General features: G+C 72.7%; 13 protein-coding genes. 6 read left to right on the top strand and 7 right to left on the bottom strand.

All coding sequences use genetic code 11. The features are described 5' to 3' along the window. Positions 1-138: 138 nt before the first annotated feature. From ACFYR3_RS02305 to ACFYR3_RS02320, 4 genes are all read right to left on the bottom strand, one after another. Complete coding sequence (locus tag ACFYR3_RS02305) at positions 139-822, bottom strand: response regulator transcription factor (RefSeq protein WP_355845441.1); 684 nt, start codon at positions 820-822, stop codon at positions 139-141. Further along, complete coding sequence (locus tag ACFYR3_RS02310; protein WP_355845438.1) at positions 819-2087, bottom strand: histidine kinase; 1269 nt, start codon at positions 2085-2087, stop codon at positions 819-821. The genes ACFYR3_RS02305 and ACFYR3_RS02310 overlap by 4 nt, the downstream gene beginning before the upstream one ends. Positions 2088-2569: 482 nt before the next feature. Beyond that, positions 2570-2848 carry a hypothetical protein gene (locus ACFYR3_RS02315; protein WP_355845435.1) on the bottom strand — a complete coding sequence of 93 codons (279 nt, stop codon included), beginning with the start codon at positions 2846-2848 and terminating at the stop codon, positions 2570-2572. A gap of 31 nt (positions 2849-2879) precedes the next feature. Next, positions 2880-3677, bottom strand: a complete 798-nt coding sequence (locus ACFYR3_RS02320) for a PspA/IM30 family protein (protein WP_355845459.1) — start codon at positions 3675-3677, stop codon at positions 2880-2882. A 246-nt stretch (positions 3678-3923) separates the two neighbouring features. On the opposite strand from ACFYR3_RS02320, the gene ACFYR3_RS02325 reads away from it, so the two are divergent. Both ACFYR3_RS02325 and ACFYR3_RS02330 read left to right on the top strand, forming a co-directional pair. After that, positions 3924-4550, top strand: a complete 627-nt coding sequence (locus ACFYR3_RS02325) for a DUF3043 domain-containing protein (protein WP_355845432.1) — start codon at positions 3924-3926, stop codon at positions 4548-4550. Between the two features lie 83 nt (positions 4551-4633). Next, positions 4634-5335, top strand: a complete 702-nt coding sequence (locus tag ACFYR3_RS02330; RefSeq protein ID WP_355845429.1) for a methyltransferase domain-containing protein — start codon at positions 4634-4636, stop codon at positions 5333-5335. A gap of 179 nt (positions 5336-5514) precedes the next feature. Here the strand turns inward: ACFYR3_RS02330 and ACFYR3_RS02335 are convergent, their stop codons facing one another. Beyond that, positions 5515-5727 carry a hypothetical protein gene (locus ACFYR3_RS02335; RefSeq protein ID WP_081216814.1) on the bottom strand — a complete coding sequence of 71 codons (213 nt, stop codon included), beginning with the start codon at positions 5725-5727 and terminating at the stop codon, positions 5515-5517. A 113-nt stretch (positions 5728-5840) separates the two neighbouring features. Here ACFYR3_RS02335 and ACFYR3_RS02340 point away from each other — a divergent pair, with 113 nt between their 5' ends. Next, a complete protein-coding gene (locus ACFYR3_RS02340) occupies positions 5841-7040 on the top strand; it encodes a bifunctional adenosylcobinamide kinase/adenosylcobinamide-phosphate guanylyltransferase (RefSeq protein WP_389281100.1) in 1200 nt (399 codons plus the stop codon). 129 nt (positions 7041-7169) lie between these two features. On the opposite strand, the gene ACFYR3_RS02345 is transcribed toward ACFYR3_RS02340, so the two are convergent. Continuing rightward, complete coding sequence (locus ACFYR3_RS02345) at positions 7170-8237, bottom strand: class I SAM-dependent methyltransferase (RefSeq protein ID WP_355845423.1); 1068 nt, start codon at positions 8235-8237, stop codon at positions 7170-7172. A 122-nt stretch (positions 8238-8359) separates the two neighbouring features. Here ACFYR3_RS02345 and cobT point away from each other — a divergent pair, with 122 nt between their 5' ends. The 3 genes from cobT (at position 8360) to ACFYR3_RS02360 (ending at position 12779) form a co-directional block, all read left to right on the top strand. Beyond that, complete coding sequence (gene cobT / locus ACFYR3_RS02350) at positions 8360-9523, top strand: nicotinate-nucleotide--dimethylbenzimidazole phosphoribosyltransferase (protein ID WP_389281102.1); 1164 nt, start codon at positions 8360-8362, stop codon at positions 9521-9523. Positions 9524-10228: 705 nt separating this feature from the next. Continuing rightward, positions 10229-12025, top strand: a complete 1797-nt coding sequence (locus ACFYR3_RS02355; protein ID WP_389281104.1) for a phosphatidylglycerol lysyltransferase domain-containing protein — start codon at positions 10229-10231, stop codon at positions 12023-12025. Between the two features lie 52 nt (positions 12026-12077). Then, positions 12078-12779, top strand: a complete 702-nt coding sequence (locus ACFYR3_RS02360; protein WP_389281106.1) for a hypothetical protein — start codon at positions 12078-12080, stop codon at positions 12777-12779. On the opposite strand, the gene ACFYR3_RS02365 is transcribed toward ACFYR3_RS02360, so the two are convergent. Beyond that, entirely contained in the window at positions 12716-13483 is a 768-nt protein-coding gene (locus tag ACFYR3_RS02365) for a hypothetical protein (protein WP_389281108.1), read from the bottom strand. The genes ACFYR3_RS02360 and ACFYR3_RS02365 overlap by 64 nt on opposite strands. Between the last annotated feature and the right edge of the window lie 32 nt (positions 13484-13515).

Raw genomic sequence — 13515 nt, forward strand, 5'->3', positions numbered from 1 at the left:
CTGTGGTTCGAGCGGAAAGCGGGGTACGGGGGAACCCCCCACGTCACACCCTGGGCCATGAACGGGCGACGATCCGTAGCCCCTGGGTCCATTTCCTAACCGGGAACCTACTCCAGGCGCAGTACGCGCAGGTAACGCTCAGTCCACCCTCGGGCGTACCAGGCCGGACTCGTACGCGATGACGACCAGTTGTGCCCGGTCACGGGCGCCGAGCTTGGCCATGGCCCGGTTGACGTGTGTCTTCACCGTGAGGGGACTCACTTCGAGGCGCTCGGCGATCTCGTCGTTGGAGTGGCCCGCGGCGACCTGGACGAGCACCTCGCGCTCGCGCCCGGTGAGCGCGCCGAGCCGCTCGGAGCGGGCGGCGCCGCGCCCGTCGTCCGCGCCGTCGCCCTGCGCGAGGAACCTCGCGATCAGCCCCTTGGTCGCCGCCGGGGACAGCAGCGCCTCACCGCCCGCGGCGATCCGGATGGCGTTCAGCAGTTCCTCGGGCTCGGCGCCCTTGCCGAGGAACCCGGACGCGCCGGCCCGCAGCGACTGCACGACGTACTCGTCGACCTCGAAGGTCGTCAGCATCACGACCCGTACGTGAGCGAGGCCCGGGTCGGCGGTGATCAGCCGGGTGGCGGTGAGGCCGTCGGTCCCGGGCATCCGGATGTCCATCAGCACCACGTCGGCCCGCTCGTCCCGGGTCACCGCCACGGCCTGGGCGCCGTCGGACGCCTCCCCCACGACCTCCATGTCCGGCTCCGAGTCGACCAGCACGCGAAACGCGCTGCGCAGCAACGCCTGGTCGTCGGCGAGCACGACACGGATCGTCATACGGGGTCCCCCAGGGCAGGCGCGTGGTTCTTGACCGGAAGGATCGCATGGACGCGGAAGCCGCCTCCGTAGCGGGGACCGGCCGTGCAGCTCCCGCCGATGGCGGTGACCCGCTCCCGCATGCCGAGCAGCCCGTGGCCGCCGCCCTCCTGCGGGGCGGCGTCCTCTCCGGGGTTGTTGCCGCTTCCGGGGCCGTTGTCCAGGCCGGTGTCCGGTCCGGGGCCGTTGTCGAGGACGGTCACCTCCACCACGGGCCCGACCCGGACCACGCTGACCTCGGCCTTCGCTCCCTGGCCCGCGTGCTTCCGCACATTGGTGAGGGCTTCCTGGATCACCCGGTACGCGGCGAGGTCGGCGGCCGCGGGCAGAGCCGTGCCGTGGTCGGAGCGGGCCACCTCGACGGGGAGTCCCGCGTTGCGGAAGGTGTCGGCGAGCTCGTCGAGCCGGGCCAGTCCGGGGGCCGGCTCGGTCGGCGCCTCGGGGTCGCCGGACTGGCGCAGCAGGCCCACGGTGGCGCGCAGTTCGTTCAGCGCGGACCGGCTGGCCTCCCGTACGTGCGCGAGCGCCTCCTTGGCCTGGTCGGGGCGCTTGTCCATCACATGGGCGGCGACTCCGGCCTGCACGTTGACGAGCGCGATGTGGTGGGCGACGACGTCGTGCAGATCGCGGGCGATCCGCAGCCGCTCCTCGGCGACCCGGCGGCGCGCCTCCTCCTCGCGGGTGCGCTCGGCTCGTTCGGCGCGTTCCCTGATCGCGTGCACGAAGGCGCGGCGGCTGCGGACGGCGTCGCCCGCCGCGGCGGCCATGCCGGTCCACGCGAAGACGCCGAGGTTCTCCTGGGCGTACCAGGGCAGCGGTCCGGCGAGCATCGCGACCGCCGTGAGGACGGTCATGGTGGCCAGGCCGACGCGCCAGGTCGTGGGGCGGTCGGTGGTCGAGGCCACGGTGTAGAGGGCGACGACGGCGGACATCGCGACCGGGGCCCGGGGGTCGGCGGTCACCAGCTCCACCAGGGAGACGGCGACGGTCGCCGCGAGGACCTTCATCGGGGAGCGGCGGCGGAAGACCAGGGCCGCGGAGCCGAGGACCATGAGGGCGAGGCTGAGGGCGTCCGGGGTGCGGGCGCCCCAGGTCGTACCGTCGGCCCCGTGCGGGTCGACGAAGGAGCCGGCCACCATGCTGACGAGGACGCCTGCTGCGAGGGCGGCGTCCAGGGCGAGGGGGTGGGCCCGCAGCCAGTCCCTCATACGCTCCAGGGTGCTCACCCGGTCCACGGTACGGGGCCCTGCCGGGCTTGGGACCGGCCTGTACGACGCCGCTCCCCACCCGCCCGGGAGGCGGGCCGCGCGGCTTCCGGACTCGGCACCGGGGTGCCGCCCGCCGGGCTGCGGAGTTCGAGCGTGCCGCTCGCGGACTCGGGACGGAGGGCGTGGGCTCGCCGGACTCGGCACGGGCGGACCGGACTCACCGGACCCTGGAAGCGGGCGCGCCACCCGCCGGGCTCGCGAGGGGCGGTGCGGTGTCGCCCCGGACCGGGCGCGGACAGTTCGGTGCGCCCGCCGGACCAGGGCGCCGGGTGTGCCGCCGGCCGGGCTCAGCACGAGCCGTGCGGTGTCGCCCGCCAGAGCCGGGGCCGGGTGTGCTGCCCGCGGGGCGGGGGCTTCCCGGTGTCGGCTCGGGTGGCCGGCGGACGTGCCGCGGGCCGCTCTCCGCCGGTGGCGGAAGCGCGGTCGGGATGCTGGAGGGGTCAGCCGGGGATCAGGCCGTCGTCGCTCAGCATCTCGCGGACCTCTTCGAGGGTGGCGTCCGGGGACGGGAGGATGAGCTCCGACGGCTCCAGCGAGTCGTCGGGAAGCGGGGTCCCGGAGCGGCGCACCGCGTCCAGGAGGGCTCCCAGGGTGCGACGGAAGCCGGATTCGTCGCCCCTCTCCATTTCGGTGAGCAGCTCGTTGTCCAGCTTGTTCAGGGTGGTGAGGTGGCCGTCGTCCAGCCTCACCTGCCCCTCCCCCATGATCCGTACGATCATGTCGCCCTCCTCAGGCATGGGCCCGCTCAGGTCACTGCTTGTCGAAGCGCGGAGTGTCCTGCGGCTGCGACGACGACTTGGGCTGGCCCGTGCCGCCCTCGATCGCCTGCTGCTGCGCCGAGGAGCCACCGGCCAGCTCGGCCTTCATGCGCTGCAGCTCCAGCTCCACATCCGTACCACCGGAGATCCGGTCCAGCTCGCTCTGGATGTCGTCCTTGGCGAGCCCGGACTGGTCGTCGAGCGCCCCGGAGGCGAGCAGCTCGTCGATCGCGCCGGCCCGCGCCTGGAGCTGCGCGGTCTTGTCCTCGGCGCGCTGGATGGCAAGCCCCACATCGCCCATCTCCTCGGAGATGCCGGAGAAGGCCTCTCCGATCCGGGTCTGTGCCTGGGCCGCCGTGTACGTCGCCTTGATCGTCTCCTTCTTCGTACGGAAGGCGTCGACCTTGGCCTGAAGACGCTGGGCCGCGAGGGTGAGCTTCTCCTCCTCGCCCTGCAGGGTCTGGTGCTGCGTCTCCAGGTCGGTGACCTGCTGCTGGAGCGCGGCGCGCCGGGACAGCGCCTCACGGGCCAGGTCCTCGCGGCCGAGCGCGAGGGCCTTGCGGCCCTGGTCCTCCAGCTTGGTGGACTGGTTCTGGAGCTGGTTCAGCTGCAGTTCGAGACGCTTGCGGCTGGTCGCCACGTCGGCGACACCGCGCCGGACCTTCTGGAGCAGCTCCAGCTGCTTCTGGTATGAGTAATCGAGGGTTTCGCGCGGGTCCTCGGCCCGGTCAAGGGCCTTGTTCGCCTTCGCGCGGAAGATCATCCCCATACGCTTCATGACACCGCTCATGGGCTTCGCGCGCCCCCTTCTGACGGACTCCAGCTCCAGGTACTGCAACAGGACCCACAGTACGGGCCCTGCATCCATTACCGCACTGTTCGGGGACGGATGCGCTCATCCCCAAGGACGACTGCGCCCGCCACCGCTCCGGCGTAAGGAGTAGGTGGCACCCGGGGTCCACCCGGAAGTGCCATCCCCTCTGTCCCACTACAGACGCACGGTGTTGCCGGATCGTTCCCCACTCGATCGACGTCCATGCCCGCGGACCCCGTACCCTTGGGTTTTGTGTTCCGAAGCCGTGCGAAGGAAGAGAAGGCCCCCGCCGACAAGGCGCCGGTGACCGACTCCAAAATGACCCGTGACCCTCAGGCCCCCAAGGGCCGCCCCACGCCCAAGCGCAGTGAGGCCCAGACCCAGCGCCGCAGCGTCGCCCAGACGCCGTCGACGCGCAAGGAGGCGGCCAAGCGGCAGCGTGACGATCGCCGTGTCCAGATGGAGAGGCAGCGCCAGGCGCTGGCCAGTGGCGACGAGCGCTACCTGCCCGCACGCGACAAGGGCAAGGTGCGCCGGTTCGCGCGCGACTTCGTGGACTCGCGGTTCTGCATCGCGGAGTTCTTCCTGCCGATGGCCGTGATCATCCTCGTCCTGAGCGTGGTGCCGGTCGCCTCGCTCAAGAACATCGCGCTGCTGCTCTGGCTGGTCATCATCGTGATGATCGTGGTCGACTCGATCCTCATCACGATCCGTCTGAGGAAGCAGCTCACCACGCGCTTCCCCGACCAGCCCACGAAGGGCACGGTCCGCTACGCGCTGATGCGCACTCTCCAGATGCGTCGACTCCGGCTTCCGAAGCCGCAGGTCAAGCGCGGAGAGCGGCCCTGAGCACTACGTCGTTCTCCGGGGGCGCGGCGGATGCCTGGCTGAGCAAGCTGGGCGGGCTGCGGGATGTCGTACGGCAGGAACTGGTGGCCCGGCAGCTCGATGAGCAGATAACCGGGCGGTATCCGGTGGGGCAGCGCCTGCGGGTGCTGGACGTCGGGACGGGCCAGGGCACACAGGCCCTGCGGCTCGCGCGGGCCGGCCACCAGGTGACCGGGCTCGAACAGGACGCGACGATGCTGTCCGTGGCCCGGCAGGCGCTGGCCGCCGAGCCCGAGGGCATCCGGAGCCGGGTGCGCTTCATCGAGGGCGACGGGCGCGAGACCGGCGTGCACTTCCTGCCGGGCAGTTTCGACGTGGTGCTGTGCCACGGCGTCCTCATGTACGTCGAGGAGCCGGACGCGCTGCTGGCGGGGCTGGCACGGATGCTGGCCCCGGGCGGGCTGCTCTCGCTGCTGGTCCGCAACGCGGACGCGCTGGCCATGCGGCCCGGAATCGGCGGGGACTGGGCGACGACGCTGGCCTCGTTCGACACGACCGCGTACACGAATCGGCTCGGTCTCGACGTCCGTGCCGACCGGCTCGCCACGCTGACCGGCACGCTCGCCGGGATCGGGGCTCCGCTGCACACCTGGTACGGGGTGCGCGTCTTCACGGACACGGCGGCCGACGGTGCGCCGGTTCCGCCGGACGCGGAGACGCTGCTGGCCGCGGAGGAGCGGGCCGGGCGGACGGATCCGTACCGCCAGGTGGCGGCGCTGCTGCATCTGTGCGGCGTACGGGGCTGACCCCCTCGGGGCGGGGCTGACCCCTCACCCCTCAGGGCGGGGCTGCGACAACCCCTTCGGGGCGAGAACGGATTTCGCCCCCCGAGCGGAACCGGACAACCCGGAGGCCGTCGAGGTTTCCCGTGCCGCCGTGGGCGGAGACGGGTTGCCGGGGTGTGGCCCCGGCAACCCCTACCGGCCTACTCCGGTTCGGCGTGCAGGCTCATCGGACCGTAGATCTTCGTGCTGTCCTCGAAGAGGAACACCTGGTCCGCACCGCCCGCCAGAAGGTCCTTCCACACCTCACCGATCCAGGACTCGGCGTCGCCCTGGGTGGTGAACTCCTCGGGCTGCACCGCGGGTTGGACCTCTGTCCCGTCGGACTTCTCGAACCGCCACGTCCATGCCGCCATGTACGCCTCCAAGGTGTGAGCACACTGCACAGCGGAAGCCGGACAAGATCCGTCTCCCGACGGAAGCCTAGCCGGACGCGCAAGACGTGCGGGGACACGGAAAAATCGGCGACGTGGAACTGACTCTGCTCGGCACCGGAGCCCCCGCGGGCCTGCCCCGCCCCGACTGTCCCTGCGCTGCCTGCGCGACCGCGCTCGGCGAGAGGGCGCGGGCGGCCACCGCGCTGCTCGTGGACGGCACACTGCTGCTCGACCTCACCCCCGGCGCCGCGTTCGCGGCCGCCCGCGCCGGACACTCGCTGAGCGGCGTACGGCAGGTACTGCTCTCGCATCCGCACGACGGGCCCGCCGTGGAGGTGCCGGCCGGGCTGCCGCAGCCCGGCCGGGTGCCCGACGGACGGGAGTTGGCGCTGCTGACGGGACACCGGGTGCGGGCGGTGGCGATGGACGCGCCCGGCACGGGGTACGCGGTGACCGGCCCGGACGGGCGGCGGCTGCTGTACCTGCCGCCGGGCGCGGCGCCGGCCGGTCTGGACGACAAGGGGGACGTCTGTCACATGGTGCTCCTCGACGTGGTGGGACGCCCTGACGCCCTGGCGAAGCTGCGCGCGGTCGGCGCGGTCGACCCGACGACGGACGTGATCGCGGTGCACCTCGACCACGACGTGCCCCCGGGGCCCGAACTGCGGCGGCGGCTCGGCGCGGCGGGCGCGCGGGCCGTGCCCGACGGGACGACGCTCGACGTGGGCGTCTACGAGGACGTGCCCGATGTGCCGCGCAGGACGCTGGTGCTCGGCGGAGCGCGTTCGGGCAAGTCGGTGGAGGCGGAACGACGGTTGGAGGCCTTCCCCGACGTCGTGTACGTCGCCACGGGAGGTGCGCGCAACGGGGACTCCGAATGGGCCCAGCGGGTCAGCGCCCACCGTGAGCGGCGGCCCGGCTCCTGGCACACCGTCGAGACCTGCGACCTGGTCCCCCTCCTCGCCGAGGACGGCCCGCCCCTGCTCGTCGACTGTCTCTCGCTGTGGCTGACGGACGCCATGGACTCGGTGAACGCCTGGGACGACGCCGAGTGGTCCGGCGGCGGCGAACGCGCCCTGCGCGCCCGCGTGGAGGAGCTGGTCGCCGCGGTCCGGAACACCCGCCGCACGATCGTCGCCGTCTCCAACGAGGTCGGCTCGGGCATCGTCCCCGCCACGGCCTCCGGACGCCGCTACCGCGACGAACTCGGGCGGCTGAACGCGGCGTTCGCCGGGGAGTGCGAGCACGTACTGCTGGTGGTGGCGGGACAGGCCCTGAAGCTGAGGGGCTGACCCCGACCGCTCTCCGCTGTCGGACGCGCGTCCTTCGACTGCTCCGGACCCCCTGTCCGCCGGGTGGATCCGGGTGTCCGTCCCGACTTGCTCCCGCCTCCCGTTCCCGCTTCGCTGCGGGCGGCGGGCTCAGACCTCCCTGCGGGCGACGATGCGGTACGCGTTCGAGAAGCGGGTGCGGCGGAGCAGGGGGGCCATCAGGCGGTCCAGCACGGCGGCCGAGGCGAGGAGCGGGGCGGACGCCCGGGTCAGGGCCAGGCGCGCGGTGCGCTGGAATGGGGTCGGCGGTGCCGGACGCCAGGGGGCGTCGAGGCCGGGAAGGGCACCTCCGATGGCCAGGGCGAGGGCGCCCGAGAGGTCGTGGGGGATGTGCGGCTCCCGGCGGTCGGTCGCGACGACCACACAGCCGAGGGACTCGAGTTCGCCGAGCAGATTGGGCAGCGGCATGAGGTGCAGATGGCGCGGCTGGCCGTACGCCACCCACCACTTGCCGAGCAGCATGCCGAACGCACAGTCGGGGTCGGGGACTTCGACGAGGAGATGTCCGCCGGGGCGCAACACCTCCAGCGCGGCGCGCAGTTCCTCGCGCGGGTCGGGCGTGTGCTCCAGATGGTGGAACATGCTCACGACGTCGTAGCGGGCGCGCAGCCGCTCCGCGATCCGCGGGTCGGTGAGCCGCCCGACGTGCGCCTCCTCCACGCGTCCCGCCGCCCGCGCCCTCTCGACGCGCCGGGTCGGGTCGAGCCCGTCGAAGGACGTGTACGGGTGGACCTCCTTGGCCGCCGCCGGGAAGTGCCCGTGCCCGGTGCCGATGTCGAGCCAGCTCTCCGGCTCCGGGAAGGGCAGCATGGCGCGGGCCGCCGCGAGGTGGCGTCCGGCTCCGCCGCGGGCACCGAGCAGCCGTTCGGCGAGGCTGTCGTGGGCGTCCTCGCGGAGGTCCCGGTGGTAGAAGGCCAGCCCCTCGGGGGTGAGCCGGGGGTTCTGGAAGGCGTGGGCGCAGTCCCCGCACTCGTCGACGACGAACGTCCCCGGCTTGCGCTGCCGCAGATCCGGCGTACGCAGCCGGGTGTGCAGGCGCTTCGAGCCGCACCAGGGGCAGTCGGCGCGGCGCGGTTCGTGGAACCGGGCGGTGCCCTGGGCGAGTTCGGCCGCGTAGGCGGCACGGCGTTCGGCGATCGGCTGCCGGGTGGGGGGCATGGGCGCTCCTGTCGGGGATGAGCCGTACGACAATCCGACACAAACGGTACGTATGCGAAGGGGATCCGGAGTGCAACGACGTGGCGCGGTCGCGTTCGATCGCTGCCGGTACTGTTCGGCGAATGAGCTCGCTTAATCTCGATGACTTCACCGATCTGATCGAGCGTCCCGACGGAGGCGTACGCCGTGACGCCGAGGCGTACCGGGAGCGCCGGATCGTGCCGCCCGGGGCGCTGGGCCGCCTCGACGACCTGGGTGAGTGGCTGGCTGCGGCGCAGTCCGCGGTGCCGGTGCGGCCGATCGAGCACCCGCGGGTCGTGCTGTTCGCGGGCGACCACGGGATCGCCGCCCTCGGCGTTTCGGCGCGCCCCGCGGGCAGTGCCGGCCGGCTGGTGCGGGCGGTCCTGGAGGGCGCGAGCCCCGCGTCGGTGCTGGCCCGCCGGCTCGGCGTGCCGGTGCGCGTGATCGACATGGCGCTGGAGGCCGATCCCGAGGGGCTCCCCGACGAGGTCGTGCGGCACCGGATCCGGCGCGGTTCGGGCCGGATCGACGTCGAGGACGCGATGACCCTGGAGGAGGCGGAGGCCGCGTTCCGGGCCGGGGTCGCCATCGCGGACGAGGAGGCGGACTCCGGTACGGATCTGGTGGTGCTCGGCGACATCAGCGTGGGCGGGACCACGGCGGCGGCCGTACTGGTCGCGGCGCTGTGCGGGACCGACGCGTCCGTCGTCACCGGGCGGGGCGGGCAGGCCATCGACGACCTCGCGTGGATGCGCAAGTGCGCGGCGGTGCGCGACTCCCTGCGGCGGGCCCGGCCTGTGCTCGGGGACCAGCTTCAGCTCCTCGCGACGGTGGGCGGGGCCGACCTGGCGGCGATGACCGGGTTCCTGCTGCAGAGCGCGGTACGGAAGATGCCGGTGATCCTCGACGGGGTCGTGTCGGCCGCGTGCGCGCTGGTCGGACAGCGGGTCGCCTTCCGCGCGCCGGACTGGTGGCTGGCCGGGCAGCGCAGCGGGGAGCCGGCGCAGGCGAAGGCGCTGGACCGGATGGCCCTCGAACCGCTGCTCGACCACGGCGTGACGGTGGGCGAGGGAGCGGGGGCTCTGCTCGCCCTGCCCCTGGTCCAGGCCGCGGCGAGCCTCGCCGCGGACCTGCCGGAGGCCCCCTCCCCGGAGGCGGAACCGGAAGCGAATCCCAAGCCGGACTCCGAGCCCGGCGCCACGTCCGACACCGACACCGACACCGGACCCGACACCGACTCCACGCCCCCCGGGCGGAACGGGTAACCGCCCGCTTCCGAGCAAGCACCCGGGCCCGATGTCCGGCCCCGATGTCCGGGCCGGACGGCCGGACCGGACGGCCGGACCTCGACGGACCTGGACCTGGACGGGCCGGACCTGAACCTGGCCTGGACGGGCCGGACCCGGCCGGACCCGGCCCAGCCTGGACGGACCCGGACGGACCGGACCTGGACCTGGACAGGCCGGACCTGGACCTGGACCTGGCCTGGCCTGGACGGGCCGGACCTGGACGGGGACGGGCCTGGACCTGGCCTGGACGGGCCGGACCTGGACGGGGACGGGCCTGGACGGGCCTGGACCTGGCCGGGACGGGCCGGGACGGACGGGACGGGCCGGACGGGACGGGCCGGACGGGACGGACGGGACGGACGGGCCGGACGGGACGGACGGGACGGACGGGAGCGATTCGGCGGCGGGAGCCGTTCGGCTTGCGCCGAAGGCGCGCCTCCGCATAACACGGGCCCACCGGACCCCGGCCGGGAAACTCACCGACCAGGGCCGACCGCCTCAGCCCCGAACGCGCACCCCGGCCGGGACGCCCGACCGACCGCTCCTGGGCGGTGGCCCGAGATCCGACACCCCGGCCGGGACAGGCCGACATGACGAGGACGAGGACCCGCCGCCCGGCGGGGCATCACCCGTACCGCCCCTCCCCCGCAGCGGCCACCGCGCCCCATATCATCGCGCTTTATGGGAGATGCCCGAATTGCCGCTGACCAGGAACGGGCGTCGGCCCGCCGGAGTGACGGGGACCGGCGGTCCACGGCTTCCTCCCGGCGGTCCGCCGCCTTCGCCGTGTGGTACCTGCGCGCGGTCACGTTCATCAACTTTCTGAGCGCCGCCTGGGTGTCGCTCGGACAGGACGTACGACGGCACAACACCGAGAACTACTTCACGCCCTATCTGCTGACCGCCGGCTTCGCGTCCGGTGTGTTCACGATGTTCCTGGCCATCACGATGCGGCGGCGCAAGCGGGCCGCGTGGATCCTCAACTCCGTGCTCAGCGGGCTGTTCCTGCTGCTCTTCGGCGTCGCGATGGCGTTCCCGGAGATCCGCCAGTACGCCCAGAACTGGGTCTCGCTCGTGCTGACCGCGGCCTTCGTCGGCTCCCTGGTCCTGGGCCGCCGGGAGTTCTACGCGAAGGGCGACCGGTCGAACCCGAAGCTCGCCGCGGCCGTCGCGGTCGGCGGGCTGCTGGTCACCTCGCTGCTCGCCGCGCTGCTGGTCACCGTCACCAACGACGCGCACGACGCGCACCGTTCGACCTTCCTGGACCGCTGGCGCTACGGCACCCTGCGGCTCGTCTCGGTCGCCGCCGACGACTCCCACTACCCGGGGATCGCGACGCCGAACTGGGTCAACGTCACCATCAACGTGCTCAGCACCCTGCTGGTGCTCGCCGTCCTGTACGCGGCCTTCCGCTCCCGGCGCGCCGTCGACCCGCTCACCGAGGACGACGAGAAACGGCTGCGCGCGATGCTCGACCGCAACGGCGACCGGGACTCCCTGGGCTATTTCTCGCTGCGCCGGGAGAAGAGCGTGGTCTGGTCGCCCACCGGCAAGGCGGCGGTGGCGTACCGCGTGGTGGGCGGGGTCTCCCTGGCGAGCGGCGACCCCATCGGCGATCCCGAGGCCTGGCCCGGCGCCATCGAGCCCTGGCTCGCCGAGGCCCGGGAGCACGGCTGGATCCCGGCGGTGATGGGCGCGAGCGAGGAGGCGGGCACCGTGTACTCCCGGCATGGACTCGACGCCCTGGAGCTGGGCGACGAAGCCCTCGTCGAGACAGCCGAGTTCACCCTCGAAGGACGGGCCATGCGTACCGTCCGGCAGGCCTACAACCGGGTCAGGCGGGCGGGGTACCGGGTGCGCATCCGACGGCACGAGGACATCCCGGCCGCCGAGATGGCGTACCTGCTGGAGCGCGCCGACGACTGGCGCGACGGCGCGACCGAGCGCGGCTTCAGCATGGCGCTCGGCCGGCTCGGCGACCCCGAGGACGGGCGCTGCATGATGCTTGAATGCACGGATGCCGAAGGCGAGTTGAGGGCGGTGCTGTCCTTCGTGCCATGGGGGCCCGGCGGGCTCTCGCTCGACCTGATGCGGCGTGACCGCGACGCGGAGAACGGGCTGATGGAGTTCATGGTGATCGAACTCCTGCGGCGTGCCCAGGAGATCGAGATCACCCAGGTCTCACTCAACTTCGCCATGTTCCGTTCGGTCTTCGAACGTGGCGCGCGTCTCGGCGCGGGTCCGGTACTGCGGCTGTGGCGCTCGCTGCTCAGCTTCTTCTCGCGCTGGTGGCAGATCGAGTCGCTGTACCGGGCGAACGCCAAGTACCGGCCCATCTGGGAGCCGCGGTTCCTGCTCTTCGAGAAGAGCGCGGACCTGCTGCGCATCGGTGTCGCGTCCGCGCGCGCCGAGGGGTTCCTGGAGGCGCCGGGCCTGCCGAAGTGGCTGCACCGCAAGCACCTGGAGTCGCACAGATGAGACGGACGGGACCGACGGGGACCGACGTGAGGAGAGCCGTGGGGACGACCGGATGAGCACACTCGCCCGCTGGGCCCGCGCCGAGTGGGGGCTGCTGTACGCCACCGTGCGCCGGGCCCTGACGGCGAGGGGGTGGCGGGCGGTCCCGATGACCCTCGGAGCGGTGTGCCTGACGGCCGTCCTCCAGTTCGTCCAGAACCAGTCCTGGGGCTATCAGCTGGTGCAGGACACCGGCGCCGTCCGGGCCGAGGACCCGCTGTGGCTCGCTCTGCTGCGCACCCCGCTCTCCTTGTTCGTACCGGCGCTCGATCTGCCCGTGTGGGGCGCCCTCGTGCAGATCCTGGTCGTCTTCGGGATCGCCGAGATCTGTCTGGGCTGGTGGCGCACGCTCGTCATCGCGTACGTCGCCACACTGGCCGGGACGCTGTACGCGCGCTTCGGCATCGCGCTCGGCCCGCACCGTCCGCTGGGGCTGCCCGGGGCGGACGCGCTGATCGTCGACACCGGTCCGTCGGCGGCCGTGGTGGGCCTCGCCGTGTTCCTGGGCTGGCGCTACCGGGCGTATGGGACGGCGGGCGTGGTGATCGGGGCCATGGTGGCCGAGGTGCTCGTCAAGGAGAACCTGGCGGGCAGGGAGCATCTGGCGGCCATCGCCGCGGTGCTGGTGATGTGCTGTCTCTCCGCGGCGCGTCACCGCCGTTCGGGCAGGGAGCGGGCGGGCGCGGGGTCGGGTTTGCCGCCGATCCACTCCTGAGCCCTGCGGCTGGGGCCCGCCCAGCGGCGGTCGTGCCGGTAGGCGCGCAGTCTGGACCGGGCACGGGCGCGCGGCCGGTGCCGGTAGAAGCGCTTGGCCCACGGCGAAGCGGGCTTGGCCAGCCGGATCGTGCCGATGAAGGCGATGAAGGGAACGATCACCCCGAAGATGGCCGTGCGTACCTTGCCCTTGCTGAGGCAGAGCAGCGCGAAGAGGAAGTTCAGGGCGATGGTCACGATCGCGCCGGCGCGGTCCTGCGCCTCCTGGTCACTGACGTCGTTGACGCCGAACGGCGAGAAGCCGCTGAGCATCAGGCCGACGAGGGCCGCGGTGACCACGACGACCTCGACGCTCTTGCGCCCGGCCTCGGTCCAGTAGACGTCGTCGAGATGCAGGATCAGCGCGAACTCGTCGAGCACCAGGCCTGTTCCCATGCCGAACAGCACAGCGCTGGCGCACGCCCCGAAGCCGTACCGGCTGCTGGCCACCGCGCCGAAGCCGCCGATCACCGTGAGCACGACGCCGGGCACCACGTGGTGGATGTGCAGATCACCGGACTTGACGTTGCCGAAGGGCCCTTTGCCGACGCGGATGAGCCGCACGATCACGCGGGTGACCACGAAGGTCACGACGAACGAGGCCAGCGCCAGCAACACCGGGAGCTTCCCGGGCTCGACGACGTTCCGATAGAACCAATGACCCATATGTGAACTTTATCCACCGCCGCTGTTTCCGC

The sequence above is a fragment of the Streptomyces sp. NPDC005784 genome (genome assembly GCF_042871525.1).
In the GTDB taxonomy this organism is placed as follows: domain Bacteria; phylum Actinomycetota; class Actinomycetes; order Streptomycetales; family Streptomycetaceae; genus Streptomyces.

What these genes read in the sequence shown, in the direction of transcription:
- ACFYR3_RS02305 (WP_355845441.1), bottom strand. Translation starts at nt 822, where the DNA reads ATGACGATCCGTGTCGTGCTCGCCGACGACCAGGCGTTGCTGCGCAGC.
- ACFYR3_RS02315 (WP_355845435.1), bottom strand. Translation starts at nt 2,848, where the DNA reads ATGATCGTACGGATCATGGGGGAGGGGCAGGTGAGGCTGGACGACGGC.
- ACFYR3_RS02320 (WP_355845459.1), bottom strand. Translation starts at nt 3,677, where the DNA reads ATGAGCGGTGTCATGAAGCGTATGGGGATGATCTTCCGCGCGAAGGCG.
- ACFYR3_RS02325 (WP_355845432.1), top strand. Translation starts at nt 3,924, where the DNA reads ATGCCCGCGGACCCCGTACCCTTGGGTTTTGTGTTCCGAAGCCGTGCG.
- ACFYR3_RS02335 (WP_081216814.1), bottom strand. Translation starts at nt 5,727, where the DNA reads ATGGCGGCATGGACGTGGCGGTTCGAGAAGTCCGACGGGACAGAGGTC.
- ACFYR3_RS02345 (WP_355845423.1), bottom strand. Translation starts at nt 8,237, where the DNA reads ATGCCCCCCACCCGGCAGCCGATCGCCGAACGCCGTGCCGCCTACGCG.
- cobT (WP_389281102.1), top strand. Translation starts at nt 8,360, where the DNA reads ATGAGCTCGCTTAATCTCGATGACTTCACCGATCTGATCGAGCGTCCC.
- ACFYR3_RS02355 (WP_389281104.1), top strand. Translation starts at nt 10,229, where the DNA reads ATGGGAGATGCCCGAATTGCCGCTGACCAGGAACGGGCGTCGGCCCGC.
- ACFYR3_RS02360 (WP_389281106.1), top strand. Translation starts at nt 12,078, where the DNA reads ATGAGCACACTCGCCCGCTGGGCCCGCGCCGAGTGGGGGCTGCTGTAC.
- ACFYR3_RS02365 (WP_389281108.1), bottom strand. Translation starts at nt 13,483, where the DNA reads ATGGGTCATTGGTTCTATCGGAACGTCGTCGAGCCCGGGAAGCTCCCG.